Origin of the sequence: Paenibacillus sp. FSL H8-0537, from assembly GCF_038051995.1 — a bacterium.
Taxonomy (GTDB): domain Bacteria; phylum Bacillota; class Bacilli; order Paenibacillales; family Paenibacillaceae; genus Pristimantibacillus.
This window is the reverse complement of the sequence record NZ_CP150290.1, coordinates 3,926,692-3,952,986: the sequence shown is the minus strand read 5'-3', so window position 1 is coordinate 3,952,986 and position 26,295 is coordinate 3,926,692. Positions and strand designations below refer to the sequence as shown.

27 protein-coding genes and 1 pseudogene are annotated in these 26,295 nt (G+C 46.1%); 24 read left to right on the top strand and 4 right to left on the bottom strand.

Features of this window, described 5'->3' with window-relative positions; translation table 11 throughout:
• Nucleotide 1 precedes the first annotated feature (1 nt).
• The 4 genes from MHB80_RS16605 (at nt 2) to MHB80_RS16590 (ending at nt 5,560) form a co-directional block, all read left to right on the top strand.
• Entirely contained in the window at nt 2-1,546 is a 1,545-nt protein-coding gene (locus MHB80_RS16605; RefSeq protein ID WP_341278035.1) for a response regulator, read from the top strand.
• 132 nt (nt 1,547-1,678) lie between these two features.
• Nucleotides 1,679-2,776, top strand: coding sequence for a D-xylose ABC transporter substrate-binding protein (gene xylF, locus MHB80_RS16600; RefSeq protein WP_341278034.1), 1,098 nt, complete (start codon nt 1,679-1,681; stop codon nt 2,774-2,776).
• Between the two features lie 85 nt (nt 2,777-2,861).
• Nucleotides 2,862-4,385 carry a xylose ABC transporter ATP-binding protein gene (locus MHB80_RS16595; RefSeq protein WP_341278033.1) on the top strand — a complete coding sequence of 508 codons (1,524 nt, stop codon included), beginning with the start codon at nt 2,862-2,864 and terminating at the stop codon, nt 4,383-4,385.
• Nucleotides 4,386-4,387: 2 nt separating this feature from the next.
• On the top strand, nt 4,388-5,560 hold the full coding sequence (locus tag MHB80_RS16590) for a sugar ABC transporter permease (RefSeq protein WP_341283003.1): 1,173 nt from the start codon (nt 4,388-4,390) through the stop codon (nt 5,558-5,560).
• Nucleotides 5,561-5,638: 78 nt separating this feature from the next.
• Here the strand turns inward: MHB80_RS16590 and MHB80_RS16585 are convergent, their stop codons facing one another.
• Nucleotides 5,639-5,887 carry a GNAT family protein gene (locus MHB80_RS16585; RefSeq protein WP_341278032.1) on the bottom strand — a complete coding sequence of 83 codons (249 nt, stop codon included), beginning with the start codon at nt 5,885-5,887 and terminating at the stop codon, nt 5,639-5,641.
• Nucleotides 5,888-6,538: 651 nt separating this feature from the next.
• Here MHB80_RS16585 and MHB80_RS16580 point away from each other — a divergent pair.
• The 4 genes from MHB80_RS16580 to MHB80_RS16565 all read left to right on the top strand — a co-directional run bounded on the left by MHB80_RS16580 (nt 6,539) and on the right by MHB80_RS16565 (nt 8,798).
• On the top strand, nt 6,539-7,018 hold the full coding sequence (locus MHB80_RS16580) for a GNAT family N-acetyltransferase (RefSeq protein ID WP_341278031.1): 480 nt from the start codon (nt 6,539-6,541) through the stop codon (nt 7,016-7,018).
• A 16-nt stretch (nt 7,019-7,034) separates the two neighbouring features.
• Entirely contained in the window at nt 7,035-7,481 is a 447-nt protein-coding gene (locus MHB80_RS16575) for a GNAT family N-acetyltransferase (protein WP_341278030.1), read from the top strand.
• 203 nt (nt 7,482-7,684) lie between these two features.
• The gene (locus MHB80_RS16570; protein WP_341278029.1) at nt 7,685-8,107 is read left to right on the top strand and encodes a DUF4259 domain-containing protein; all 423 of its coding nucleotides are present in this window, start codon (nt 7,685-7,687) and stop codon (nt 8,105-8,107) included.
• Between the two features lie 319 nt (nt 8,108-8,426).
• Nucleotides 8,427-8,798, top strand: a complete 372-nt coding sequence (locus MHB80_RS16565) for a hypothetical protein (protein WP_341278028.1) — start codon at nt 8,427-8,429, stop codon at nt 8,796-8,798.
• A gap of 82 nt (nt 8,799-8,880) precedes the next feature.
• Here MHB80_RS16565 and MHB80_RS16560 read toward each other — a convergent pair.
• A pseudogene (locus MHB80_RS16560) lies at nt 8,881-9,411 on the bottom strand (IS630 family transposase).
• 31 nt (nt 9,412-9,442) lie between these two features.
• Nucleotides 9,443-9,616: a winged helix-turn-helix domain-containing protein gene (locus MHB80_RS16555; RefSeq protein WP_341278027.1), complete on the bottom strand. Its 174-nt coding sequence runs from the start codon at nt 9,614-9,616 to the stop codon at nt 9,443-9,445.
• Nucleotides 9,617-9,816: 200 nt separating this feature from the next.
• Between MHB80_RS16555 and MHB80_RS16550 the strand changes: the two genes are divergently transcribed.
• From MHB80_RS16550 to MHB80_RS16495, 12 genes are all read left to right on the top strand, one after another.
• The gene (locus tag MHB80_RS16550; RefSeq protein WP_341278026.1) at nt 9,817-9,963 is read left to right on the top strand and encodes a hypothetical protein; all 147 of its coding nucleotides are present in this window, start codon (nt 9,817-9,819) and stop codon (nt 9,961-9,963) included.
• Nucleotides 9,964-10,331: 368 nt separating this feature from the next.
• Entirely contained in the window at nt 10,332-11,282 is a 951-nt protein-coding gene (locus MHB80_RS16545) for an ABC transporter permease subunit (protein ID WP_341278025.1), read from the top strand.
• A gap of 17 nt (nt 11,283-11,299) precedes the next feature.
• On the top strand, nt 11,300-12,187 hold the full coding sequence (locus MHB80_RS16540; protein WP_341278024.1) for a carbohydrate ABC transporter permease: 888 nt from the start codon (nt 11,300-11,302) through the stop codon (nt 12,185-12,187).
• A gap of 32 nt (nt 12,188-12,219) precedes the next feature.
• The gene (locus tag MHB80_RS16535) at nt 12,220-14,490 is read left to right on the top strand and encodes a glycoside hydrolase family 3 C-terminal domain-containing protein (RefSeq protein WP_341278023.1); all 2,271 of its coding nucleotides are present in this window, start codon (nt 12,220-12,222) and stop codon (nt 14,488-14,490) included.
• Between the two features lie 53 nt (nt 14,491-14,543).
• Complete coding sequence (locus tag MHB80_RS16530; protein WP_341278022.1) at nt 14,544-16,313, top strand: family 43 glycosylhydrolase; 1,770 nt, start codon at nt 14,544-14,546, stop codon at nt 16,311-16,313.
• A gap of 114 nt (nt 16,314-16,427) precedes the next feature.
• A complete protein-coding gene (locus tag MHB80_RS16525; protein ID WP_341278021.1) occupies nt 16,428-17,963 on the top strand; it encodes an ABC transporter substrate-binding protein in 1,536 nt (511 codons plus the stop codon).
• Between the two features lie 177 nt (nt 17,964-18,140).
• Nucleotides 18,141-18,494 (top strand): hypothetical protein, encoded by a 354-nt coding sequence (locus MHB80_RS16520; protein ID WP_341278020.1) that lies wholly within the window; start codon nt 18,141-18,143, stop codon nt 18,492-18,494.
• Nucleotides 18,495-18,548: 54 nt separating this feature from the next.
• Nucleotides 18,549-18,704, top strand: coding sequence for a hypothetical protein (locus MHB80_RS16515; protein ID WP_341278019.1), 156 nt, complete (start codon nt 18,549-18,551; stop codon nt 18,702-18,704).
• A gap of 62 nt (nt 18,705-18,766) precedes the next feature.
• Nucleotides 18,767-19,036, top strand: coding sequence for a family 1 glycosylhydrolase (locus MHB80_RS16510; protein ID WP_341278018.1), 270 nt, complete (start codon nt 18,767-18,769; stop codon nt 19,034-19,036).
• Nucleotides 18,982-20,031, top strand: a complete 1,050-nt coding sequence (locus MHB80_RS16505) for a family 1 glycosylhydrolase (protein ID WP_341283002.1) — start codon at nt 18,982-18,984, stop codon at nt 20,029-20,031. Before MHB80_RS16510 ends, MHB80_RS16505 begins: the two co-directional genes overlap by 55 nt.
• 64 nt (nt 20,032-20,095) lie before the next feature.
• Nucleotides 20,096-20,413: an SDR family oxidoreductase gene (locus MHB80_RS16500; protein WP_341278017.1), complete on the top strand. Its 318-nt coding sequence runs from the start codon at nt 20,096-20,098 to the stop codon at nt 20,411-20,413.
• 52 nt (nt 20,414-20,465) lie between these two features.
• Entirely contained in the window at nt 20,466-20,657 is a 192-nt protein-coding gene (locus MHB80_RS16495; RefSeq protein WP_341278016.1) for an SDR family oxidoreductase, read from the top strand.
• Between the two features lie 36 nt (nt 20,658-20,693).
• Here MHB80_RS16495 and MHB80_RS16490 read toward each other — a convergent pair whose 3' ends face one another.
• Nucleotides 20,694-22,379 carry a histidine kinase gene (locus MHB80_RS16490; RefSeq protein ID WP_341278015.1) on the bottom strand — a complete coding sequence of 562 codons (1,686 nt, stop codon included), beginning with the start codon at nt 22,377-22,379 and terminating at the stop codon, nt 20,694-20,696.
• Between the two features lie 99 nt (nt 22,380-22,478).
• On the opposite strand from MHB80_RS16490, the gene MHB80_RS16485 reads away from it, so the two are divergent.
• The 4 genes from MHB80_RS16485 (at nt 22,479) to MHB80_RS16470 (ending at nt 25,999) form a co-directional block, all read left to right on the top strand.
• Nucleotides 22,479-24,080, top strand: coding sequence for an AraC family transcriptional regulator (locus tag MHB80_RS16485; RefSeq protein ID WP_341278014.1), 1,602 nt, complete (start codon nt 22,479-22,481; stop codon nt 24,078-24,080).
• A 168-nt stretch (nt 24,081-24,248) separates the two neighbouring features.
• Entirely contained in the window at nt 24,249-24,398 is a 150-nt protein-coding gene (locus MHB80_RS16480; protein ID WP_341278013.1) for a hypothetical protein, read from the top strand.
• Nucleotides 24,399-24,527: 129 nt separating this feature from the next.
• Nucleotides 24,528-24,740, top strand: a complete 213-nt coding sequence (locus MHB80_RS16475) for a hypothetical protein (RefSeq protein ID WP_341278012.1) — start codon at nt 24,528-24,530, stop codon at nt 24,738-24,740.
• A gap of 203 nt (nt 24,741-24,943) precedes the next feature.
• The gene (locus MHB80_RS16470) at nt 24,944-25,999 is read left to right on the top strand and encodes a serine hydrolase domain-containing protein (RefSeq protein WP_341278011.1); all 1,056 of its coding nucleotides are present in this window, start codon (nt 24,944-24,946) and stop codon (nt 25,997-25,999) included.
• Nucleotides 26,000-26,295 lie beyond the last annotated feature (296 nt).

The following is a 26,295-nucleotide window of genomic DNA, read 5'->3' as shown; positions in this document are numbered from 1 at the left end:
CATGCTTAAACTATTAATTGTGGATGACGAACAGGTAGAACGCGAAGGCTTGCAGGCGATTTTGCACAAGGGCTTTCCTACCTGTGAATTTAAGCAAGCGAGAAATGGCGCAAAAGCGATTGAGCTGGCAAGCGAGTGGCAGCCGGACCTTATTCTGATGGATATTAAAATGCCAGGCGTAAACGGAATTGAAGCCATTGAGCGGATATCGGTCTTTTTGCCAGATGCAAAATTTATTATGGTAACGGCATACGACACATTTGATTATGCCTGTAAGGCGATTAAGCTGGGGGTTAAGGATTATTTGCTCAAGCCTAGCAAGGCGAGTGAAATTATAGCCGTTATCGGCAAGGTTATCGATGAAATTCTGCAGGAAAAAACCATACTGGAGCAGCGTTTGCTTGACGAGGAGAAGCTGCGGAAGATGATGCCGCTAGTGGAATCGGATGTTGTAATGCAGCTGCTGTTCGACCATATCCATGAAGTACATATTGATGACATGCTTCAGCTTCTAGGAGGAGAGATTACAAGTGAGGCATTCGTCATGCTCTTGATGCTGCCCAGCGAAGGAGCGGCAGAAGCGCTCTATAGCACATTGAAAGCAAAGGTGAGAGAGGTAGGAAAAGGCTGGGTAGGGGCCATGTCGGGCCGTCAAATTCCGATTATCGTGTTCCGCGAGGCGGCCAAAACATTCCGCGCGCAGGCGGCATCGCTCGTGCAGCAGCTTCTTCTGCTGCAGCGTTCCGCTGGTGGAGACTTTTTCATAGGCATAGGCAACTGCTACGCGGGACTTGGCAATGTTCGGTTATCCTACCAGGAAGCACTGCTTGCAAGCGCCAATACGAAGCAGCCCGCCAAGCATCAATTTTATGGAGAGATGGATAGGGAAGACACTTTCGGAAGCGGTTATCAGGACAAAGAAACAGAGAGGCAGTTCGTCGACCGAATTCGTTTAGGGCAGTGGCCGGAGGTGCGGAAAATGATTATGGGCTTAATTGACCGCTGTGACCAGAATCAGGCCTCCCTGACGGAAACGGGGCAATATGTACTGGAGCGGTTATGGCTCATCGCCCGTGTGGCTATGGAAATGGGAATTGAGATTGAGAAGCCGTTATTTTCCTTTCAAGTACGGCAGTATCAGCAGCTGCGCGCCGAAACCGAGGGTTTGCTCAGCAAGATGATGTCTACGCTTGAAGTCCATCAAGCAAATGTACAGCCCGATGCGGTAGGTCGAATGAAGCAGTACATTATAGAACATTCCGAGAAAGAGATTTCACTGGAGATGATGGCGAATCGAATAGGGCTGAGTCCCTTTTATATGAGTAAAATGTTCAAGGATCAGGAGGGCATCAACTATATCGATTTTCTCACCGAGTGCAGAATTGAGAAAGCGAAGAAGCTGATGGCTGACCCGGAACGCAGCTTAAAGGAGATCACGTTTGAAGTGGGCTATAACGATCCCAATTATTTCAGCAAGGTGTTCAAAAAGGTGTGCGGCACATCCCCAACCGATTACCGGCGGGCGATTATAGGCAGTAAGCGATGAGAGGGCAGTCCATCTTAAAAAAATGCAGATGATCGCAAAAGAGTGCTGGAAGTGGTTTGCTCGCCTATTCCAAATATATGCTATATTTGAAAATATAAGCATTACATTTTGTGAGATAAGGGAGCGAAGAAAATGGGGAAACGTTTGACAAGAGGCGGGGTTGTATCCATTGCATTAGCTTTGATTCTTGTTCTGTCAGCTTGCTCGGGCGGCAACGGCAACGGAAAAGAAGGTTCTGGATCAGGCACGAAAGAAACGACCGGGAAGGCGAACAATGCCAAGTCAGGGGATGAAAAGCTGGTCATTGGCTTCTCGCTGGATACGCTTCAAGAGGAACGCTGGCAGCGTGACCGCGATTTGTTCATTGCGGCAGCCGAGGCACTGGGCGCGAAGGTAGAAGTACAGGCAGCGAATAGCGATGACGCAAAGCAAATCTCGCAAGCGGAAAATTTGATCAGCCAAGGCGTCGACGTGCTGGTCGTTGTTCCTCATAATGCGGAAGCTACCGCTGCTATCGTAGAAAAAGCCCATGCTGCAGGCATTAAAGTGCTGGCGTATGACCGCTTGATCAAAAACTCCGACCTCGATCTGTATATCTCATTTGATAACGAAAAAGTAGGTGAAATGCAGGCTGAGGCTATCGTGAAGCTAGCGCCAAAAGGAAAATTCGTTTACATTGGCGGCTCGGAAACCGACAATAATGCTCATTTGTTCAAAAAAGGCGCGTTTAATATTTTGCAGCCGCTTATTGACAGCGGTGACATTCAGGTTGTCTTCGACCAATGGACGAAGGATTGGAATCCGGCGAACGCACTTACGAATATGGAGAATGCGCTTACAGCAAACGATAATAAAGTCGACGCCGTTGTTGCGGCAAATGACGGTACGGCAGGCGGTGTTATCCAGGCACTGGCCGCTCAAGGGATCTCTGGCAAAATTCCAGTATCCGGCCAAGACGCCGAGCTTGCGGCAGCACAGCGTATCGTTGAAGGCACACAAACGATGACGGTTTACAAGCCGATCAAGGATTTAGCTGAGAAAGCGGCCGAGTTAGCGGTGAAGCTTGCCAAAGGCGAGAACGTTGGCGCGGATAAATCGGTCAATAATGGTAAAATCGATGTGCCTTCGGTCTTGCTTGATCCCGTTGCTGTCGACAAAACGAATATCGATGCGACAGTGATTGCGGACGGCTTCCATTCCAAAGAAGATGTATACAAAAACATGAAATAGAGGCTTGCGACGAAGAATGAGGGGATGAAGCGATGGGCAACATGACGCGTCTCCCCTCTTTGTTATTTTCGGAGGTGTTTAAGGGATGACGGCTGCATTAGAGATGCGCAACATTACAAAGCAATTTCCAGGCGTTAAGGCGTTGAACGACGTAACCTTTTCGGTGAAAAAAGGCGAGGTGCATGCGTTATGCGGCGAGAACGGCGCTGGCAAGTCCACTTTGATGAAGGTGCTTAGCGGGCTTTATCCGCATGGCACCTACGATGGGCAAATCATGATTAACGGCGAAGAGAAGCGCTTCGGCAAAATTAAAGATGCGGAAGAAGCGGGCATCGCTATCATCTATCAAGAGCTTGCCCTTGTGAAGGAGCTGTCGATCGGCGAAAACTTGTTCCTCGGCAAGGAGCCCGCAGTCTTTGGCATCATCAACTGGGAGCGGGTGTTCAAAGAAAGCGGGCGGTGGCTGAAAGAGGTTGGCCTGCATGACGTAAATCCGGAGCATCCGATTGGTGCGCTCGGGATCGGAAAGCAGCAGCAGATTGAGATCGCCAAAGCACTGTCCAAGCGGGCAAACATCCTGATTTTAGATGAGCCGACAGCAGCATTGACGGAGCAGGAGGTCGAGATACTGCTCGGCATTTTGCGGGAGTTCAAGAAACGGGACGTTACCTGTATTTATATCTCCCATAAGCTTAATGAGGTGTTTGCAATCGCGGATACGGTAACGGTGCTCCGTGACGGGCAGACGGTGGGCACCTATCCGATCGCCGAAGTCAACGAGGATAAAGTTATTTCGCTTATGGTAGGACGAGAGCTGAAGGAGCGCTTTCCTAGAATGGCGGCGATTCCAGGCGAGGTCGTGTTGAAGGTAACAGACTATACCGTTATGAATCCCGAGCGTCAGGGGAAGAAGGTCATTGACAATCTTAGCTTTGAGCTGCGCAAGGGTGAGATTCTAGGTATTGCCGGGTTGATGGGGGCGGGCAGAACGGAGCTTGTCATGAGCTTGTTTGGCTCCTATGGCGGTCAAAACCAAGGGACGATCGAAATTGAGGGAAAGCCAGTCAAGCTCAAAAATACCCAGCAAGCGATCAAGGCAGGCTTGGCGCTTGTATCGGAGGACCGGAAAAAATATGGTCTTGTGCTTGGCATGGATATCAAGAGCAACGTGAGCTTAGCGAGTCTTGGCGCGATTTCCTCTGGCGGCATTCTTCGCCCGAATGAAGAAATAGCGGCAGGCAATCAATATTTGCGCTCGCTGCGCGTGAAGGCGAACTCGGTGGAGACGATTGTAGGCACATTAAGCGGAGGCAATCAACAAAAAGTGGTGCTCGGCAAATGGCTGATGACGGTTCCGAAAATATTGATTTTGGATGAGCCGACACGCGGGATTGACGTAGGCGCCAAATTCGAAATATATAGCATTATGAATGAATTGATCGGCCAGGGCGTTTCCATCATTATGGTATCCTCGGAGCTGCCGGAGCTGCTTGGCATGAGCCACCGAATTATGGTTATTGCGGAGGGCAAGTATATGGGGGAGTTTGCCGCTGAGGAAGCGACACAGGAAATGATCATGACGGCTGCCACAGGAGGAAAAGGACGATGAGCATGAATCAAGAAACCGTATTCAACCAAACGAAAACAAAGCGGCGTCCGAATTGGTTTAAATTTGATGCCCGTGCCTATACGATGATTGGAGCGCTATTGTCCATATGGGTGTTGTTTTCATTGCTGCATGAGCGCTTCTTGTCGCCAACGAATATTTCGAATTTATTTTTGCAAATGTCGGTAACGTCTATTCTGGCTATCGGGATGGTTCTCGTTATCGTTGCCGGTCAGATTGATTTGTCTGTTGGCTCACTTGTGGGGTTGACCGGGGGCATCGCAGCGATCCTGAATGTATGGTACGAATGGAATACATTTCCGGTCATTATAGCCACTATGGCCATCGGTGCTGCAATCGGCTTCATCCAGGGCTGGATCATTGCTTACCGGGCTGTTCCGGCGTTTATCGTCACCTTAGGCGGGATGCTTATCTTCCGGGGCATTTTGTTTGGGACGACAGGAAGTGTGACGATTGCTCCGCTGACGCCTTCCATGAAAGCGATCGGACAATCTTATTTAGGCGATTTAATTGGCTGGATTTTTGGCATTGCCGCTTTGGCGGTGGCTGGTTATTTGGTCATGCGCAAACGGTCGGCTAGAGCGAAATTCGGGTTCGATGTCGAGCCCTTTGCGGTAAGTGTGCTGCGTTTGGGTGTCATTGGTGTGCTTGTCATCGGCTTCGTGTATTTGATGAACAGCTATAAGGGCATTCCTGTTCCCTTCGTAATGGTCATCGTACTGGCACTCATTTTCACGTTCATTTCGAAGAATACGACGTTCGGACGTCAAGTCTATGCTATCGGCGGAAATGCCGAGGCAGCGCGTCTATCAGGCATCAATATCAAGCGGCGCATTCTGCTGGTATTCGTTCTCTGTAATACGTTAGCTGCGATCGCTGCGCTTGTTCTGACAGCCCGACTGAATGCGGCAACGATGAGCTCCGGGCAAAACTACGAGCTGGATGCCATTGCGGCATGCGTGATCGGGGGAACAAGCCTGATGGGTGGTACCGGAACCATCGTAGGAGCTATTATTGGGGCGCTCGTCATGGCGAGCTTGGACAACGGCATGAGTTTAATGAATTTAGAGTCCTTTTGGCAGTATATCGTCAAAGGCGGCATTCTCATTCTCGCGGTGTACGTGGACATTTATTCGAGGCAGCGGAAGAAGGTTTAAGCTTGCAGCAATACGGCAGGAGGCTGGAGGAACGGGGGACGCATTTGGAAAATGCACCTCCCGTTTCCTTTTATTAGCCTATGGTTGAGCTTTTAATCCGTTCAAATAGTCCTCGCGCAATAGGCCGTAATAGTCAATATCCTCGTAGTTATCCCATTTCAAATAATGCTGTAGAAACGTGCCCTCATACTTCATTCCCACTTTTTTCATGACGCTCGAGGAAGCGGGGTTTTTGCTCATCGCTGCCGCATGAATTTTGTGAAGGTCAAGCTCTTCGAAGCCAAAAAGGAAAAGCGGCACTTTCGGCGCCAGAAAGGCTTCTTTCATCTGCTTAGCGCTGTCCTGATAGAAACGAAGTGTTAGCGGTGAAAGGTTTTTGGCCTTGCAATCGAGAATAAAGGAATGAAGCAGATCTTCAAAACTGAGTTGTTATTTAGTTTGGCTTGGATTCTCTGCGTTTTCCAGCTTGTTCTGTCAACAAAGAACATTCATTTCCCATTCACCTCACTTTCTGACAGCAGGTGAAGTGCTTCGGCTAAATGTTCGACAGGATGAACTTCTCATGCTGGGCAAACTGCACCAAAGAGCTCGGCAGTCCACCCTTTTTCATATAAAAGCTGAGCAAAAGACTTATAGATGCGCAGGTTACAATTAAGAGTGCGTAAAGCTAGACCCTCGTCAAGCAGACTGGGCAGCACCTGCTTTTTGAAGACGGAAGGTGAGAGATCTCGTAGTTGTAGCCTCCAAATCATCGAGATGCTGGTGGAGTTTTTCCAAGCCATTGCGATAACGACGATTGCTCTCCCTACTGAAGTTCCTGACTTTGCAATCTTGAAGAAATAACGGTACACCATCGTTTCAATCCGAGTTTAATTTAAAGATCACACTATATTCACGCTGCAAACGGACATTTTATTTACTCGCCAGCATACCACTATTGTTTCGAAAAAATGGCATAATCGATTAAGAGGAGAAGACATGGAACAAATCATTATCCAACCAGTGACCACCGAAAATTGGGAAGAAGCTATTGAGATTTCTGTCAGTGAGGAACAGAGGAACTTCGTTCCGTCAGTGATTGAGTCACTCGCGTATGCCTATATCAAACCGTGGGATGAAGCGTTAGACCCGTTTGTCCAATCCATAAATGGAAAAATCATTGGGTTCTTTTATATTTCGTACACGCCCCACAGTTCTGATAATTACTGGATCGGCGGATTTCAAATTGACCAAAAGCACCAATGGAAAGGCTACGGAAAAAAAGCAATGGTTGCAATCATTAAGTTTATAAGGGAATGTCATCCGAATTGCAGATTAATTTCCTTAACCGTGGCACAAGAGAATCTTATTGCACAGAATTTGTATGAGGGAATAGGTTTTATCAGAGGACACCGTTCGAACCAGGATGGGGAGATTATCTATACCATGCAACTAAACTCAACGGTATTCATTTCATAATGGAGGTAGTTACTCTTTGACTAATATTAAATTACATAAAATTACAAAAGAGTTCGAAAGCGAGTGTACTCAATTAAGCGTGAGCAGCCAACAGCTTGACCTGGTCGCAAGTAATGGAAATTCACTGTTACATGCAGCTAATGAACCTACATCTGTTCCATACGGCATTTTTTCTGAAGGAATGATGGTCGGGTTTATACTTTTTGATAATGAAATATATAAAGACGGTTATTATTGGATTCTGAGATTTATGATTGACGAGAGATTTCAGAGAAAGGGTTATGGAAAAGCAGCGATTGAACAAGTAATTAAGATGCTCAGTGCCAGGGTGGACTGTAAACAAATCAGGGTATCACATATCCCACACAATATAACCGCAAATAAACTTTATAAGGATTTAGGGTTCGTAGAAACGGGAGAGTTGGAAGGAAACGGGGATATTATTTTGGCTTATTTTATGTGAGATTTTTGTCTCCCTGTTGCTTGAACTTAGGAGCAATTGCCCGATTGCAAAATAGATTAACGCTGGTTGTATTCACCTTTTGTGATAGATACATATGTCTATTTCCTCATACCGGGCCAACAGAATGTTGCTTAAGGATCATTAAACGAAATTCCAATTCATGTTAAAATAATAGAATTACAAATAGAAAGGTGCGTAATACGATGGGATCATGGGGAACGGCATCGCTGGAAAGCGATGAAGGACTTGACGTACTTGATGCTTTAAGCAAATTTGCAGTGGACCGCCAGTCTTTTAAGTTGAAGGAGCTTTTAGCTCATTATAGAGAGCTCGGATTCCTTGCGGAAGATCCGGAAGAGGAGGATTTCCTTTATGATAATTCGGCTATTGCTTTGGCTGAAATTGTGTGCGCCTATATCGAAAACGGCAAGACACAGTACGAGGCTCTGAGTGGTTTGAAGGAGATCGTCTGGGAAACGGAGGATCTGCTCGAGTTGAAACAATTGGTTCAGCAGGTGCTGGATAATAAAGGCGGAGAACGCGAGCTGTATGAACTGTGGGAAGGAAATCAGGACTGGATTAACCATATGGAAAATGTAGTTCGTATTTTATCAGAGCAGGTTTAAATAGTGAAAAAAATAGGCTGCAGCCGCATTAAGCGATTGCAGCCTATTTGCTATTTGCTGTTCATCATCAGCTTATATTATGCTTCATAAGCGGCAGTTTATAAAATCTGCTATTTTTTAATTTGTCCATTTCTTTTCTCTCAGTGCTCAATAATGACTCCATTCATATTATTATACTTTAACAAATTGAATCCACGTTTTACCTACTCTTTTCATCCTTTTTTTGTGAATTATTATAAAAAAATACAATAGAATATACCGATACTATGAATAGAAGAGAATAGCCCAAATAAATAAATGGAATAGGGGTGCGTTCAGAATGAAGATTTACAGCTCAGCCCAGTACGACTTGAATTTATATACCAACTCCAAACAACAGGCTGATAAGCCGGCCTTAGTCACAGGCACGATACCCGGGCTTTCACATGATACCGATATAGTGGCGATCAGCCCGGTCGCCAGACAGTTGGCGCAATCCGATATTGTGAACCATTCGGCTAAATACTTTGGAACCGTTCAAATTAATGATTCGCTGAACCGCCTTCTCACAGATCAGCCGACGGAGGTAAAGGAAGCTGTTTACGGCATTATTCAATCCAATATCATTACAGACAGAACTGGAGATGAGGAAAGATCAGCTTTATTAGAATTGGGACTTACTCAACTCCAAAACGAGGACGGTAGACCCTGAAACGAATGATTTCCGTTGCGAAACCCCGCCGCAAAGGCCTATTGGGGCTCCAGATAATTATATCGATTTGAACTATATAAGTTCAACTAATGATTTTAGTCTTGATGAGATTCTGTAAGGAAGATTCCTGACGGACACACAGAAGGTCGATGATGGCCCATTTGTTTTTGGAAATCTCGTCCATGAACGTCTTCACATTCTTACGGATCTCAGCCACTGTATGATAAAACACATGGTTAATGACATCGGTTTTCAGCCATTTCCATAGCCCTTCCACTATGTTAAGCTTCGGGCTATACGGAGGTAAGAAGGCGAATGCCAACCGGTCTTTCTGTTCTTCCAGAAAAGGCTACAGTCATTTCGCATGATGAATGCAGGCATTATCCAGTACCATCACAATCTTCCCTGCAGGGTAGTGAATAAGGACGGTTTTCAGGAAAGCCAAAAATGTTTCGGCTGTATATGGCTCATCTTCTTGCCATACGATTTCACCAGTCACGTAGTCGACCGTCGCGAGCAGCTTCACGCCACGATGGTTGCCAGTGATCGGAATGATCCGTTGCTTCCCTTTCTCGAACCAGGTTTGCTGCAAGGCTTGATAATCCCGGATCATACTTTCGTCTTCAAACAGCAGATGATGAATCTCATCGTTCATTACTCTTTTTTAACTGGGGAAACCGTTCGCGCACAAACTCCTTTTGCTTGCCTTCATCCGCTGCTTCAAGCGTATACGTCGGTCTGGTAAACCGCAGATCCAGTCGGTGCAGCAATTTGGCCATACCCGCTATCGTGTAGCTTCGTTCAAACTCATCCTTCACATAAGCGACAGCTATGATAGTGGAAATTACTTCAAAAAGATGATGATGGGTTCCGGAGCAGCGATTGATACAGGAACGTTAGGCGGAGCTGCAGGACCGGGAGACTTGGCTTATCCATGGAATCATTATAAGAATGAAATGCCGGCTCTGGGAGGCATGTTTATATGGAACGGGTTTGATTATCGCGGGGAGCCGGCTCCATGGAATTGGACAACCATAGAAGGTATTTCTTCTCATCGGTACGAATGATTTGGGATATGGAGATCAGCCAGCGAATCAAAAGCGGACTGCCAAAGGTTCATTTAATCGTCGAATCCGTTTTCCAGTCAATCGAAGCAGCACGATAGAATCCTTATTCCCGATGGTTGGCATCCGAACAAATGCGGCTATACGGCAATTAAACGAATACCTGCAGGGCTTGTGTTCCGAGATGAACTTGAATGACATGGACGTGTTCTCAAAATTGACGGACGAGAACGGGGAGCTTCAGAAATATTTATAAATTTTTTCATTTAAAACGCTATGGAACGTCACCTCATGAAGGTGGCGTTTTATTTCTGTTCTGTAAATTTTGCAGGCGGCAGGAACACTAAGTCGGAAAAGGATATCTGATGAGTCGTCCTGCGTATAACGCCTAGTTCGTTTCCCTGTGTACAATAACATTCAGTAGGAGATTCATACAACAGAGAAAGCACTTGATCGGGAGGCGAAATGAATGAAAGCAACGGCGGTATCGAAGTTGCCGGGCACGCGTAAAAAAAAGAAAAATTGGAAGTCTTATATACCTTTGTATTTGATGGCTTCGCCAGCGTTAATTTATCTTTTCATTAACAATTTCATGCCCTTGTACGGCATGCAAATCGCATTCCGGGAGCTTGATTTTTCCGGCAGCATATTCAATGGCACGTTCGTATGGTTCGATAATTTTAAGTTCTTGTTCGCTTCCGACGATGCTTGGATCATGACGCGGAATACGATTTTATACAATCTTTTATTCATTGTCGTGGGCACGTTATTTGCCATCGTCGTAGCGATCCTTTTTAACGAAATCATAAGTAAAAGGATCGCAAAGGTTTATCAGTCGGCCGTACTCATTCCATATTTCATTTCCATGGTTATTGTCAGTTACCTAGGATTCGCGTTTCTAAGCAGTGAGAACGGGTTTATTAATCACTCCATTTTGAAACCGCTAGGGATCGATGTCGTATCGTGGTACTCGGAACCGAAATATTGGCCTTTTATTCTTCTCTTTGTTAATAGCTGGAAGGGAATAGGGTATAGCTTAATGTTCTATACAGCAAGGATACTTACGATCAGCTCCGATTATTATGAGGCAGCAAAAATAGACGGAGCAACGAAATGGCAGCAAATTCTTCATATTACACTGCCTCTTCTCAAGCCCGTTGTCATCTTAATGACGATTATGGCTGTCGGCAGGATGTTCTATTCGGACTTCGGACTGTTTTACCAAGTGCCGATGAACTCGGGAGCCCTGTATGACGTCACCATGACGATCGACACGTATTCGTTCCGGGCGCTCATGAAGCTTGGCGATATCACGATGTCGACAGCAACAGGCGTGTACCAATCAGTTGTCGGGTTTGTACTCGTAATCATTGCAAATGCGGTCATTCGCAAATATAGCAAAGAAGATTCCCTATTCTGAGGACGGAGCGATCAACTATGATTGATTTAAAAGATAAAAAATGGTCCATTGCCGGACATACCCTGATGATTGTCCTATCCATTCTGGCTGTAGCGCCTTTCATTCTTCTCATAATGTCATCCCTCACGGATGAAGCAACCGCTCTGAGAAACGGTTACAGCTTTCTTCCGGAGAAGTTCTCGTTGGAGGCTTACAAATATGTGGCCAAGGAATGGGAGCTTATTGGGAGAGGGTACCTCGTATCGATATTCGTAACCGTCGTCGGTACGGTAGGCGGAGTATTCATTACCGCTATGCTTGCCTATACGCTAAGTAAGCCAGACCTTCCCGGCCGCGGATTACTCATGTTTCTGTTGGCCTTCACGATGTTGTTCAATGGCGGATTGACATCGACTTACATCGTGTATACGCAAATTTTCCATATCAAAGACACGATTTTAGGTTTGTTGCTTCCTAACTTACTAATGAATGCCTATTTTGTCGTCATGTTCAAAAATTATTTTGAACACACCTTACCGGGAGCACTGGTGGAATCCGCTCGAATCGACGGCGCTACTGAGTTTAAAATTTTTTATAAGATCGCAATACCGTTATCGATTCCGATGTTCGTCACAGTCGGGATGACTGCAGCTCTAACGTATTGGAACGATTGGATGAACGGGATGTACTTTCTTTCGACGAACAGCAGCATTCAAAGCATACAAACGATCTTGAACAACATTAATGAAAACATTAAGTTCCTGCAGCAGAATGACGTAGGCGGAGCAGTTTCAACGGCGGATTTGCCGTCAGTTACCGTACGTATGGCCATTGCTTTTGTCGGCGTCTTGCCAATGCTGTTATTATTCCCTATTTTCCAAAAATGGTTCGTTAAAGGCGCGACAGCTGGAGCGGTTAAGGAGTAATTCCGAAAATTCGAATAGGGAGGCTAAGAATCATGGAACGAAATTATGATCAGTTGATTTCGCAAATGACGTTGGAAGAAAAAGCTGGTATGTGCTCCGGTCTTGATTTCTGGAGATTGAAAGGTGTAGAGAGGCTTGGAATCCCGTCTATCATGGTCACGGACGGACCTCACGGCTTGCGTAAGCAAAAGGAGGGGGGAGACCATCTCGGTATTTTCAACAGCGTGCCGGCTACTTGCTTTCCTTCTGCTGCAGGCGTTGCAAGCTCTTGGGACCGAGAATTAATCGAAATGATGGGGAAGGCGCTAGGCGAGGAGTGCCAGGCTGAAGATGTGGCGATTTTGCTGGGACCCGGCGCGAACATCAAACGATCCCCTTTATGCGGGCGGAACTTCGAATATTTGTCGGAGGATCCTTTCTTATCTTCTGAGATGGCCGCTCATCATATTCGCGGCGTGCAGAGCCAAGGCGTAGGCACTTCCATTAAGCACTTCGCGGCTAACAATCAAGAGCATCGACGTATGACATCCGATTCCATCGTCGACGAGCGGACGCTGCGGGAAATTTATCTGGCGAGCTTCGAAGGTGCCGTCAAAAAATCGCAGCCGTGGACGGTAATGTGTTCTTACAATCAGGTCAACGGGACATTCGTATCCGAGAATGAGTATCTGCTGACGGATATATTGAAAGAGGAATGGGGACACGAAGGCTTTGTCGTGTCGGATTGGGGCGCCGTCAACGAAAGAGCGGATGCGCTATCCGCTGGCTTAGAGTTGGAGATGCCGTCCAGCGCAGGGGCTGGCGAGCAAAAAATCATCGAAGCCGTTCGCAGCGGAAAGCTGCCTGAAGAGAAACTCGACCGAGCGGTTGAAAGGTTGCTTCGCATTATTTTCAAAGCGGCGGACAACAAACAGCATGGCGTGGCCTACGATGCCGAGGAGCATCATCAATTGGCAAGAATCGTAGCCAGAGAAAGCATGGTACTGCTCAAAAACGAAAACGATTTGCTGCCGCTGGCCAAAGAAGGCCGGATTGCCGTCATCGGAGCGCTGGCGGAGTCGCCTAGATATCAGGGCAGCGGAAGCTCCCGCATTAACCCGACCAAGCTGGAGGACATTCGGGAGGAAATAAGGATAGCCGCAGGGAACTCGGCGAATGTCGTGTATGCCAAAGGCTACGAATTGGACAAAGACGCCGCAGTCGCTACATTGGTTGATGAAGCTGTTCAGGCGGCCGGCACAGCGGACGTGGTCGTGTTATTCGCGGGATTGCCTGACCGGTACGAATCGGAAGGTTATGATCGCAGCCATCTCCGACTCCCGGACAATCAGATTGCGCTGATCGAAGCGGTAGCTAAAGCTCAGCCGAATTTGGTGGTTGTGCTGAGCAATGGTTCTCCGGTGGATATGCCCTGGATCGGGAACGCGAAAGCCGTCCTGGAGGCGTACTTGGGCGGACAAGCGCTTGGCGGCGCTATCGCCGATTTATTGTTCGGGGATGCGAATCCTTGCGGAAAACTCGCAGAAACGTTTCCGGCGCGGCTCGAGGACACCTCGTCATACCTGTTCTATTTCGGCGAAGAGGATCGGGTGGAGTACAAAGAAGGCGTTTTCGTCGGCTACCGGTATTATGACAAGAAAAAGATCGAACCGCTTTTTCCGTTCGGTCACGGCCTAAGCTATACTAGCTTCACATATTCGGCTTTGACTTTTGCCAATAAGAGCATTCGGGACGATGAAACGTTAGACGTTCAGGTCACAGTGAAAAATACAGGAAATCGAGCCGGCAAAGAAATCGTTCAGCTTTATGTGCGCGAAACCGGCAGCAGGGTCATTCGTCCGGAAAAAGAGTTAAAAGGATTCGCAAAGGTAGAGCTTGCGCCGGGCGAAGAGAAAAAGGTGACTTTCACGCTGGATCAACGATCATTTGCTTATTACGATGTGGACTTAAAGGACTGGCGGGTCGATTCAGGATCTTTCGAGATTATGATAGGGAAGTCATCCAGACAGATTGAGCTGACGGACACGGTTATGGTTGAAGCGACAAAGGTTTACCGTAAAAATGCAACTCGTAATACGACGATAGGTGATTTGATGGCTGATCCGGCAAGACGTCCCATCATTGAAGGAATTCTGCAACAGCAAAACAGCATGGGTGACGCTAGCGATCATGGGGATGATTCGGAGATGATGGAAGCCATTATGGAAAACATGCCATTGCGTGCGTTAATCAACTTTAGCGGAGGTGCGATGACCGAAGAGCATCTTGATCACATTTTAAGCGCATTAAACGCGGAGCATTAAGGGTAAGAATGGAAAACAGAAGTAACCAAATAGAGGAAGAGGTGCACGAACACATGTATATATGCAATCCGATCAATATGGAATACAAATACCAATTTTTAGAGCAGATGGGCAGGGTGATGACCTTCCGGGAATCTGCAGATCCGTCGATGGTGATATTTAAAGAGAAATATTATCTGTTCCCCTCGATGACGGCGGGGTTTCTGGTCAGCGATAATCTGACCGACTGGGCCTTCCATTCGCTGAAGGGCTTGCCGATTCACGACTATGCTCCGGATGTGCGGGTTATTGGGGATTACCTTTATTTCTCGGCATCGCATATTTCTAAAAATTGTTCTTTTTTCAGAACGACTGATCCGGTTAACGGTTCCTTTGAAGAAATCGAGGGAACATTCCCTTTCTGGGACCCGAATCTTTTCGTCGATGACGATGACAGAATTTATTTCTATTGGGGATGCTCAAATCAAACACCTATCTATGGGGTTGAGCTGAATGCTGAGGATATGAAGCCGAAAGGGGAGTCTTTGGCACTCATTTATGGCAATACTTCTGTTATAGGCTATGAAAGAAATGGCGAGAATCACATACCCAAAACGCAAGAGGAAATAGATGGTATAGTTCAAGGGTACGCCAGCATGAATCCCGGTATGACGGAAGAGCAGTTAAATGTGCTTAGGCTGGCCGTAGGCAATGATCCATACATCGAAGGAGCATGGATGGACAAGCATAACGGTAAATATTATTTACAATATTCAGCTCCGGGAACTCAGTATAATACCTATGCTGACGGGGTTTACGTGGCAGATCATCCGTTGGGACCGTTTAAGCTGGCGAACAACAATCCTTACTCTTACAAGCCAGGCGGTTTCATTCCAGGAGCCGGTCATGGTTCGACCATGGAAGATAAGCATGGGAACTTATGGCATTCCGCAACGATGCGTATCAGCGTCAATTATATATTTGAACGAAGATTGGGGTTATGGCCTGCTGGATTCGATCAAGATGGCGAGTTATATTGCAATCAGCGCTACGGAGATTGGCCCTTCAAGCTCGAACAGTCGCGAATGAATCCTTGGAGCAATCCGGAGTGGATGCTATTGTCCTATGGCAAGTCTGCAAGTGCCTCGTCCTCAGTGGAAGGAAATGAAGCTTGGAAGGCGACGGATGAGAATATCCAGTCCTGGTGGAAAGCAGCTTCTTCCGCTCCCGGAGAATGGCTCGAAGTGGATTTGAACCATGTATGCGCTGTACATGCCGTACAAATCAATTTTGCTGATGACCAACTGAACGTTGAACTACCCGAAGGAGCCGTTATTCAAGAAGGAAGATTCATCGACGAACGTCAGCATGCCACCAGATGGACACTCGAAGGCTCGGTGGACGGCATATCGTACTTCATGATTGAGGATAAATCGGAAGCGAATACCGATCTGTCCCACGATCTCATCGTCAATGAAAATGGTTTCAAGGCAAGGTATATCCGCTGTACGGTCAAGGAACTCCCTTACAACCAACAGGCCTGTATCTCCGGCCTTCGCGTGTTCGGGCTTGGCGAAGGAGCACTCCCTGAGCAAACAAGCGGTGTCCAAACCGAACAATTAAGCGAGCTTGATCTTTCCGTATCGTGGGATAAAGACGAATCGATCGGATACAACGTGCTCTGGGGATTCGCGCCGGATAAACTGTATCACAGCCATATGATTTTTGGCGTAAATCAATTGACTGTCAAGGCCTTAGTCAAAGGCCAACCGGTTTTTCTCAGAGTGGATGCCTTCAATGAGCGAGGGATTACGGAAGGCGAAGTATACCAGGCCATAGAATAGTCGGATTTTCGGAATCCATGAAGTCGGAACACGTATAACGTTATCCAAGTCCTCTCTTGTATATTTATAGAGGGAGATAGCAAGCGAACTTATCTATTCAAGGGGGATATGACATTGAAAAAGAAAATCTTACTAGCAGTATTAGCTTCCTTCATGATGATTGGCGTGATCGGCTGCAGCAATGACAACAACGGAAATGCAACGACCAAGCCTAGCGCTCCTGCAGCAAGCGAAGGCGATGGAACTGGGAAAATCAATTTCGAGGAAGAGCCTTATACGATTAAAGTCAACTACGCGGTTCTGGGGCAAGAACAACCGGATCTGCCTAAGATCGAAGAGAAATTGAATGAAATTACATTGAAAGAAATCAATGCAAAAGTCGATCTTGAAGGCGTGAGCTTGTATAATATGGCGAACGTGTATGCGCTTAAAGCTTCCAGCGGCGAGAAAACGGATCTTATGCTCCTCATGCCGGGGAATCAGTATCTAGCTGCTTTCGCCAACAATAAGATGATTCGCCCGATTGATGAAGAATTGGCCGAATGGGGACCGACGTTACAGGAAACGGTAGGCGACCTGCTCCCTGCAGGACAATTTAAAGGGGGGCAATACGCGATTCCCCAGAGAATGGATCAGCAACTTACGTTTGGCATTAATATGAACAAGAGCATATTGGATAAATACAATATCGATTTCTTGAAAATTAAGACTTTGGAGGACATGGATTCCATATTCGCAACGGTGCATGAGAACGAGCCAGGCATGACCATGATCGCACCGGAAGTAGCTTCTGGCGACATTGCGGGAACCTTCGTTTATGCAGACGGTCTCGGCAATCAGTATGGCGTGCTCATGGATGGGACGGATACGAAAGTAACCAATTTGTACGAGTCGCAGGAATGGACCGCTACGGTGAAGAAAGTACGGGAATGGTACCAGAAAGGGTACATCTCGAAAGACGTCAGCACATCTCAAGAAGATGGCAGCGCGTTGCTAAACAGCGGGAAGGTGTTTGCTACGGCTGCGGGCTCGGTGGGAGTATCTCTGGGTCTATCTGAACCGATCGAGACAAAGGCGGTCGCCTTGAAACCGCCGGTTGAGCAGACGACGGATTCACAGTTGTTCTTGTGGTCGGTAGCATCTTCCAGTAAGCGACCTGACAAAGCGATTCAGTTTCTTAATCTCGTAAACTCCAGCTCGGAGCTGGCAGTCTTGCTAAATTTGGGGATTGAAGGGGAACATTATGAAGTGTTGGCGGACGGCACCATCGACAACACCAAGAGAGCAAATTACGACAATAACAATTGGCAGATGTTCGGCGATTACAACAAAATGCCGCTTAGCCAAGCTTTAGTAGGACCTACTGGACTGAGCGCGGATCAATTTAAAAAGGCAATGAAAAAGTGGAATGAGAATACAACGAAGTCGCCAGGGTATGGCTTTATGTTCGACCCTACGTCCGTAAAGACGGAAATCGCTGCGCTTGATGCGGTAACCGAACAATATAATAAAATCATCGGCAATGGCAGCGTTGATCCTGATGAGCTGGTCAAAAAATTTAACGATGCGCTATACTCTGCAGGTTTGCAGAAGGTTATGGATGAGAAACAGCGTCAGTTTGATGCTTGGCTTGCCGAAAGTAAAGAATAAGTCATCTTTAAAATAATGGACCCGAAGCTGTCCCGCCGCTGTTTAGCTGGCGGGACACTGCATTCTTACACGTTAAAAGGGTGATGGAACGATGACACAAAATTACATGACGTCTTGGCGGGAAACGAAAATAATTTTATTTTGCCGTTCTTCTGGCAGCATGGAGAAGACGAAAGCGTGCTTCGGGAGGAAATCACTCGCATACACGAATCGGGAATTCGTGCGGTCTGCATGGAGGCAAGACCGCATCCGGATTATCTAGGTCCGAAATGGTGGACGGATATGGACGTCATCATGGAAGAGGCAAGGACGCGCGGCATGCGGGTGTGGATTCTGGATGATGAACATTTTCCTACTGGATATGCTGCAGGGCGTTTGAAAGAAGTACCGAAAGAGATTCGCAGGCTCCATTTGCAGGAAGGCCATTGGCGTATCTTCCAGCTCATCGAAACTCCGTATGGCGGAGAGCCGACTAAGCTCGATTACGTGAATTACCTGAATGCGAATTCCGTTCGCGTCTTGATAAGTTAAAGGTCGATCTCCCATGGAGCAGGGCATTTCTTCAGGGCACTTGGCGGTCAGGATATGTCAGGTTTAGACGTTGTTCTTTGGCAGTTGAAACCTGGATTTGATGAAATGCCTGCCAGAGGGGTCACTTCGGAACTCGATTCCGAGTTTTTCAACTACGGGATGGCGAAGATGGCGGTTTCTCTTGCGCATCTCGATCTGAGGCTCAGGTAAGATAGAAAATAGCATTGAACAATAATGTTGATGCCATAATAGAAAGAGATGAGAAGTGCTATATGTTACGCAAATTTCCCGAGTCCTTTTTATGGGGGGCTTCGACAGCTGCTCACCAAGTAGAAGGACATAACGTTCATTCCGATTATTGGGTGATGGAAAAATTGGAAGACAGTATGTTCGCCGAACCATCCGGCAGCGCCGTTGACCATTATCGTCTGTACCGAGGCGACATTGGGTTAATGGCGGGACTCGGTTTGAATTCTATCGCTTCTCTATTGAATGGGCCAGAATCGAACCAGAGGAAGGCCACTTCGATGAAGCAGCCGTAGAGCATTACCGGGATGTGCTGGAAGCATGCAAAGAATATAACTTGACCCCGATCGTGACCCTTCACCATTTTACATCGCCGCAATGGCTTATTCGTAAAGGAGGATGGGAGTCCGGGGAGACGCCTACGCGATTCGCCCGGTATTGCGAGTATGTCATGTCAAAGCTCGGGGATGCCATTCCATATGTATGCACGATCAATGAAGCGAACATCGCGATCGGAATAAAGAAAATAATGGAATCGTATCAGTCGGGGGCGAAAGCCCAAGTCGGAATCAATACGGATATGACGAGAAATCAAAGCTATTATAGCGAACTCGGCAAAGCTTTTGGCGTATCTCCTCTCGAAATACACACGTTTCTGGCGCCGCGTTCCGATCGCGGCATGGAAATCGTTTTTCGCGCGCATGCAGAGGCAAGAGAGGCTATCCGCCAAGTGTGTCCGGCAGCGCGAATCGGGCTGAGCCTATCGCTGCATGATTTCCAAGCCGTCCCTGGCGGAGAGGAGCATGTCGCGAACGAATGGGAGGAGGAGTTCCTTCAATTCCTACCGTATCTTGAGGGAGATGATTACTTCGGCCTGCAAAATTTTACGCGTTCGGTATTTGGGCCCGATGGCCTTCTGCCTGCCCCTGAAGGCGCTGAAATGACGCAAATGGGCTACGAATTTTATCCGCAAGGCTTGGAGTCGGTCATTCGTTACGCCTACGACCATTTGAACAAACCAATCATCGTGACGGAGAACGGCGTAGGAACGGACGATGACGAGCGTCGCGTTGCCTTCATCGATCGGGCTCTGGAAGGCGTACATGCCTGCATCGCCGAAGGAATACCCGTGCTGGGCTACATGCACTGGTCCTTGCTGGATAACTTTGAATGGCAGCTCGGGTTTTCCAAGCGATTCGGCTTGATCGAGGTGGATCAATCCACGCAGAAGCGGCTGCCGAAAAGAAGCGCCTATCATTTCGGAAGCATCGCGAGAAACCAATCGATTTAATTAATCTTCCAAATAAATGTATATCGGAGGGTGCACAATAGGGAAATTATCCGGGAAAGTTGCCGTGATTACAGGAGCCAGCGGTGGGCTCAGCAAGTTTATTTCCATTTGTTTCGCGGAAGAAGGCGCAATGCTGGCCTTATGCGATATTAATGAAGAATGTTTAAACGAAACGGCGAAAATGTGCGAGAGCAAAGGAGCTGCTGTTGTCGCGACGACATGTGATGTCTCTAGTCTGGATCAAGTCCAGTCCTTTATCTCCTCGGCAGGAGAAAAATTCGGCGGGATCGACATCTTGATTAATTTGGCCATCGCGATCAAACCGCCGCACTCGATCCTCGAGCATGATTTGGAAACATTGGATGTCAGTTACCGTACGTGATTGCTATCGACATGGAATATGATTAAACTATGCTACCCGTACCTGAAGGTAAATGGGGGTAAGATCATTAACTTCGGTTCGGGAGCGGGAGTGGGGACCTGACAATATTAACGTGAACATCGTGAATCCCGGCGAGCCTTACGAAGACATCGCGCCGGTCGTTGTTTTCCTGACAAGCGATGATTCGAGGCACATAACCGGACAAACCTTTAATGTCGACGGCGGCGCTTCGATTCACGCCTAACAGACTCACAAGAAAAAAGCCATTCCTCGGAATGGCTTATTCTTCGTCTAGCTGAAAGGAATCGACTTGCTCGGTGAATTGGGCGGGAACAATGAGCTCGCTTACTGCGCCGTTTTGATTGAAGAAGCGCCACTTCGCTTTCCCCTCGAACAATAGGGAAAGGCGCTGCACGCTGTTACGGATCCCGATATGTTCGCCGTTTTGGTCAATGATGACTCTGCCTTGATTCAACCGTTCGAGTTGGTGATCCGGGTAGCCATATCCCGTATCGGAAATGATAATCTTGGCATAAGGGTAGAAGTCGACTTCGAATGATTCAACGTTGACCGAAATATGAATGTTTTTATCGGCTTGTATGGCATACTTAATCGAATTTTCCACGAAGTTTTGAATGAGCATGGGCGGCACGAGCATGTCCGCAATTAGCGGACTGGTTTCGATGGAATAGGTGAATTTGTTCTTATAACGGATCGATTGTATCTGAAGATACGTATTGACGTGTCTGATTTCTTCGTACAGAGGGACAAGATCAATATCCACCTTTACCATGTACCGATAGAAATCAACGGAATGCACGATCATTTTTTTTGCAGTTTGAGGATCATTGTTCTCTAATAGATTGTAGACCATATTTAACGAATTGATTATAAAATGCGGCTGTATTTGCATTTGAAGATTGCGTAGCCGGGATTTCTGGGCCTTGATTTCCTCTTCATAAACGCTTATTTTCAATTCCTGAACCTCATCCATCATCTGGTTAAAGGTTTGGTTGACGACGGCAATCTCGTTCGACACGCGATAGGGAGAAATACGGAATTGAAGCTCGCCTCGCTGGATATGTTTCATCGCATTATTCAGCTTTTGAATGGGTTGTACCACGATGGTTCTCAATAAAAAGTACGTGAAGGGCAGAAGCAATAAAACCATAATCGATACGATCAACGTATATTTCTGCATGAATGGCAAAGACTTCAAGATGGTATCGAAAGGGATGATCTCAACAAAAGAGATGGGCGCAGCTCGAGACGATACTGTAATGACAACGCCGCTTTCCGAATGCTCGGAACGAACCGTTGTTGCTTCCTGAGTTCGCAATAATAATAAGGAAATCTGGCTGTCGTTTGGGGTATAATGGCTTATCAGCCTGTCCAAATTCACGTAAAAACCGGTTACTACGCCATTGTCGCCAGTACTTATATACACCATGCTGAAATGGTTATTAATCTTTGCGATATTCCACCGCGATTTCATACCGTTCGTTTCGAGCTCCGGAGCCATTTCTATGACGTAGGATTTAACGGCGCTTCGTTCCGCAGTTTCCAGACTTATTTTGTGTGCAGGTATAAAATCATCGTCGGTAAAGACGAAGAGCGTATCGATAATATTGCCGATATTGACGATTTGTTCTGACAGGGTCAAAGAAATTCTTTGTTTGGCTAACACGGATTCTGATTCCTTGCTGCTTAGAGCAAGTTGAGGGTCGTTCTGGAACAAGGCGGTATTGATAGCGAAGGTGGCCGCATTGTTAAGCTGATTGTCGATTTGCAACCAATAGGACTCCAGCAAGTTCTTGTGCGTATCCTGAACTTGATTAACAAGCGTGTCGCGGGATTGGTAATTGTTGTAGATAAAAATTCCGATTACTGGAATTAAAATAGCAAAAATAGCGAGGATTTTAAAAAAAATCGAATTGTAAACATCCTTATGCAGCAATTGTTTCATCTAAGTTCTCCATAACATAGGATTTAGGCCGATCATGTTATACTCATTATAAGTCTGGAAGGATAGAAGTCAAGTCCGCATCAGGAGGAGATTCCGTATATGAATGTGCTGATTGTTGATGATGAAATAAGCGCGATCGAAGCGGTGCAAAATGGAATACAATGGGACAAGCTGGAGATCCGGAACATCTATACGGCAACGAATGTAAAGGATGCGATTCGCAGGCTAGGCGACTATCCGATCGACATTCTGCTTAGCGATATCGAAATGCCGATGGGCTCGGGGCTCGAGTTGTTAAAATGGACCAACGAGCATGTTCCAAACGTGAAGTGCATCTTTATGACTTGCCATGCGGATTTCCACTTTCTACAGGAAGCCATGCGATTAGGTAGTCTCGATTATATCTTGAAACCGTTAGACTACTCCAAAGTAGAGCATGTACTCTCGAATACCATAGAGAAAATCCATACAGAGAGCATCTTGAAAGAGAATAGCAACTCTTGGATTCAGAATAAGAAAACGGTGGTCAAGCAGTTCTGGAAAGATTTTTTTCTTGGAGAAATATCGCCGAACAGGGATAGTCTCACCAACTACTTCCGTCAGAAACGACTGGATTTCGATCTCGAGAAGGGATACCTTCCCATCTTGATCGTGACAAAGAAATGGACGGAGGAATTTAGTAAAGTCGATCAAAAATTATTGCAATATGCGCTCAGAAACATAGCGGATGAGCTTGTCGTTATTCACGAAACCGAGAAGGATATGATCTCTTTCTCGGACACGTCTGTACTAGTTATGCTCCGAATGAACCCAGGTTTGGATGTAAAGCATTTATATAAGAGAATCGAGGAATGCTGTCGTCTATTAATCGATGCCGCAGAAAAGTATATCAAGGAAATCGTCTGCTGCTATGTGGGTCTCAAACAGACTATTTACGACATGCCAGCGATCATTGAATCGCTTCAAGAGGGTGATTTCAATAATGTCATTTATGAATCCAATGTATTTTTTCTTCATCAATGGACCTTTCACAAAGCGGAGCTCGACTATTCGGACAATTCAACAGCCAAGTGGAGGGAATGGTTAAAACAAGGAAGGTATGACCAGGTACTGATCGAAATTTCTGCGCGGCTGACCACGCAGGAACAGAAGATCACGATAAACCGTGATTTTCTAACGAAATTCTCGAGAGATTTTTATTATTTGATTTTTGCTTTTGCCAGCGATCGTCATGTATTTATTAACGAACTGTTTGGCGACGAGCGTTCCTTTAAGTTGTTGGAAAGAGCTTCGGAATCTTTGGACGATCTGTTTGTTTGGGTGAATCACGCCATGGATTTAATGCGGAATTTCGATAAAACGAACGCGAATCGCGATAATCCGGTTGAGAGGACGAAGACTTACATCCAACTTCATTTGTCCGAAGAAGTTTCGATGGAGCAAATTGCCAATCATGTTCATCTAAATGCGGATTATTTAACAAGGATCTTTAAAAAGGAGGTTGGCGTATCAATCAGCAGATACTTGATCAATAAAAAAATGGAAATGTCGAAGGATCTGCTTATTCATACGGATAAAAGCATCGGGGAAGTTGCCATGTTGGTCGGATATTATAACTACTCCAGTTTTAATCGTATTTTCACCAAAGAGACCGGAATATCGCCTCAGGAATTCAAAAATAATTATAAGAGCAACGTGTGATCGAGCTGCCTCCCTGTAACTTCTACAGACGAGGCGGCTTTTTCATTTTCCGGAATGAAGTCGGAAAGTGATATAGGAAACGTCGTCATAAGGATAACGCCGCTTGCTATTTTCTTTGTAGAATATGCTCCAATAGGCTTCAATCAATCAATCATTCGAAAGCCGTTCATGAAGAAAGTGAAAGGCGTTAATTTGGGGAATTGGCTTGTGCTCGAGAAATGGATGAACCCGGCAATGTTCGAAGGAACGGAGTATGAAGACGAAACATGGCTATGTAGAACGCTGCCCCATGATATGAAGGTCGCCAGATATTCCTAACATCGGAAGACGTTTATCACGGAACGCGATTTTGCTTATATTGCCAATAAAGGGTTAAACACGGTTCGAATCCCGCTTCCTTATTTTATTTTCGGCGACGTTGAGCCTTTCGTAGGTTGTATCGAGTATTTGGATCGTGCATTTGGCCATACCTTTACCGCCAGTCCCAAGCTTGTGCTGGAGGGCGGACATTTCTGCCCGGTGTGTGAACGAGAAAGCTGGAATTACAAAGAGCGTGCGAAGCGGGAGCCATTTTTTGCCCAGGTATGGAACTCGTTTCATGGAAAAAATGATGGTCGGGTTTACAAAAAAATTGTCTCTGAGCTTGACGTTGAACTATAGGAGGGCGCAGGAATTTAATGCCGCAGCATCTCTTTCAGGGTGACTTCCGGATGATATTACTGCCAAAAGTATTAAATGTATCGAGTGAACAAATACCCGCCTGCTACTGTTTGGAGGAATGTAAAACAGGGCATGCGGGTATTTTACTTCTATTTATAACATAAGCTTAATCCGTACATGATGTAAATTAGCAGGGGAGGGAGATGGTTTCAATAAAAATACAATTGTACAAGCAGCTTGAGGACATTCTTGTCTCTTCTGTAGATAATAAAAACATATTTGGGACGGTTCTTAGAATAGAATCAGGAAATAAACAGTTGATATGGACAGGAGCGGCTGGCGATATGAGTCCAGGCAATCCGTTTTTTATCGCGAGCACAACTAAGCTTTATGTAACGGCAGCCATATTAAAGCTGAGAGAACTGGGGAAAATCCAGCTGACGGACAAAATAAGCTGTTACCTAGACTTGGAGCTTCTTGCGGGAATCCATCACTACCAAGGAACCGAATATTCTTACGACATTACGATTGGACAATTAATGGCCCATACTTCGGGGCTGCCCGATTACTTTGGGCAGGAAAGACAAGGCCGTAAGAGTCTAAAGGCTGAGCTCCTTGCTGGACATGATCATGCATGGTCATTCGAAACGGTGATGGAGGACGTAAAGCAAATGAAGCCACACTTCCCGCCTGGTAAGAAAGGCAAGGCATTATATTCCGATACCAACTATCAATTGCTTGGCAAAATTATCGAGAACGTAATGAATAACCATTTAGAAGATGTTTTCAAGTCGTTCATTTATGAGCCCTTAGCTTTATCTAAAACCTACCTCTATAGAAACAACCATGATCAAACTCCCAAGCCACTTTACTATAAAAAATCCTCCTTGCATATACCAGAGGCCATGGCATCCTTCGGCCCAGATGGGGGAATTGTCTCTACTGCAGATGAGCTGATGCGGTTTCTGAGGGCTTTTTTTGAAGGTGAATTATTTCCTAAACCATGTTTGAGTGAGCTATATGTTTGGAATAAAATCTTTTTTCCGTTACAGTACGGCATTGGAATCGCGAAATTTAAGCTTCCTAGGTTTTTCTCACCGCTGCGATCAATGCCAGAGTTAATCGGACATTCCGGTTTATCGGGGGCTTTTGCGTATTATTGTCCAGAGAGGGATTTGTATTTGTCAGGCACGGTCAATCAGATTTCCAATCCGAGCTTGTCCTATAGGCTGATGCTTCGAGTATTACAAGCCATGTAAACATATAAACCCTTCTTGACCGGAAAGCATCAAGGGCTGTCTTTTTTTGTGCGCCATTGTGAGTATAGGTTGAACTATAGTAAAGATTGAATGATAGAGAAAAATTTACAAATCTATTTTTATATTTTATTCCAAAATTCGATATGATTTGATATAATATCCCTTGCGAATAGATAAGAGACTCTCATTTCTAGTACCTGAAACACTCTTCCACGAAGAAGGGGGATGTCCGTATTCGCACCTCAATTTCATAACAACATGGCGCAGTCAGATTAGAAATGCTCGTTTTTTTGAAA

Coding starts and splice junctions, on each gene's coding strand:
- MHB80_RS16605 (WP_341278035.1), top strand. CDS start 2: ATGCTTAAACTATTAATTGTGGATGACGAACAGGTAGAACGCGAAGGC.
- xylF (WP_341278034.1), top strand. CDS start 1,679: ATGGGGAAACGTTTGACAAGAGGCGGGGTTGTATCCATTGCATTAGCT.
- MHB80_RS16595 (WP_341278033.1), top strand. CDS start 2,862: ATGACGGCTGCATTAGAGATGCGCAACATTACAAAGCAATTTCCAGGC.
- MHB80_RS16590 (WP_341283003.1), top strand. CDS start 4,388: ATGAATCAAGAAACCGTATTCAACCAAACGAAAACAAAGCGGCGTCCG.
- MHB80_RS16585 (WP_341278032.1), bottom strand. CDS start 5,887: ATGAAAGAAGCCTTTCTGGCGCCGAAAGTGCCGCTTTTCCTTTTTGGC.
- MHB80_RS16580 (WP_341278031.1), top strand. CDS start 6,539: ATGGAACAAATCATTATCCAACCAGTGACCACCGAAAATTGGGAAGAA.
- MHB80_RS16570 (WP_341278029.1), top strand. CDS start 7,685: ATGGGATCATGGGGAACGGCATCGCTGGAAAGCGATGAAGGACTTGAC.
- MHB80_RS16565 (WP_341278028.1), top strand. CDS start 8,427: ATGAAGATTTACAGCTCAGCCCAGTACGACTTGAATTTATATACCAAC.
- MHB80_RS16550 (WP_341278026.1), top strand. CDS start 9,817: ATGGAATTGGACAACCATAGAAGGTATTTCTTCTCATCGGTACGAATG.
- MHB80_RS16545 (WP_341278025.1), top strand. CDS start 10,332: ATGAAAGCAACGGCGGTATCGAAGTTGCCGGGCACGCGTAAAAAAAAG.
- MHB80_RS16540 (WP_341278024.1), top strand. CDS start 11,300: ATGATTGATTTAAAAGATAAAAAATGGTCCATTGCCGGACATACCCTG.
- MHB80_RS16535 (WP_341278023.1), top strand. CDS start 12,220: ATGGAACGAAATTATGATCAGTTGATTTCGCAAATGACGTTGGAAGAA.
- MHB80_RS16530 (WP_341278022.1), top strand. CDS start 14,544: ATGTATATATGCAATCCGATCAATATGGAATACAAATACCAATTTTTA.
- MHB80_RS16515 (WP_341278019.1), top strand. CDS start 18,549: ATGTCAGGTTTAGACGTTGTTCTTTGGCAGTTGAAACCTGGATTTGAT.
- MHB80_RS16510 (WP_341278018.1), top strand. CDS start 18,767: ATGTTACGCAAATTTCCCGAGTCCTTTTTATGGGGGGCTTCGACAGCT.
- MHB80_RS16495 (WP_341278016.1), top strand. CDS start 20,466: ATGGGGGTAAGATCATTAACTTCGGTTCGGGAGCGGGAGTGGGGACCT.
- MHB80_RS16490 (WP_341278015.1), bottom strand. CDS start 22,379: ATGAAACAATTGCTGCATAAGGATGTTTACAATTCGATTTTTTTTAAA.
- MHB80_RS16485 (WP_341278014.1), top strand. CDS start 22,479: ATGAATGTGCTGATTGTTGATGATGAAATAAGCGCGATCGAAGCGGTG.
- MHB80_RS16480 (WP_341278013.1), top strand. CDS start 24,249: ATGAAGAAAGTGAAAGGCGTTAATTTGGGGAATTGGCTTGTGCTCGAG.
- MHB80_RS16470 (WP_341278011.1), top strand. CDS start 24,944: ATGGTTTCAATAAAAATACAATTGTACAAGCAGCTTGAGGACATTCTT.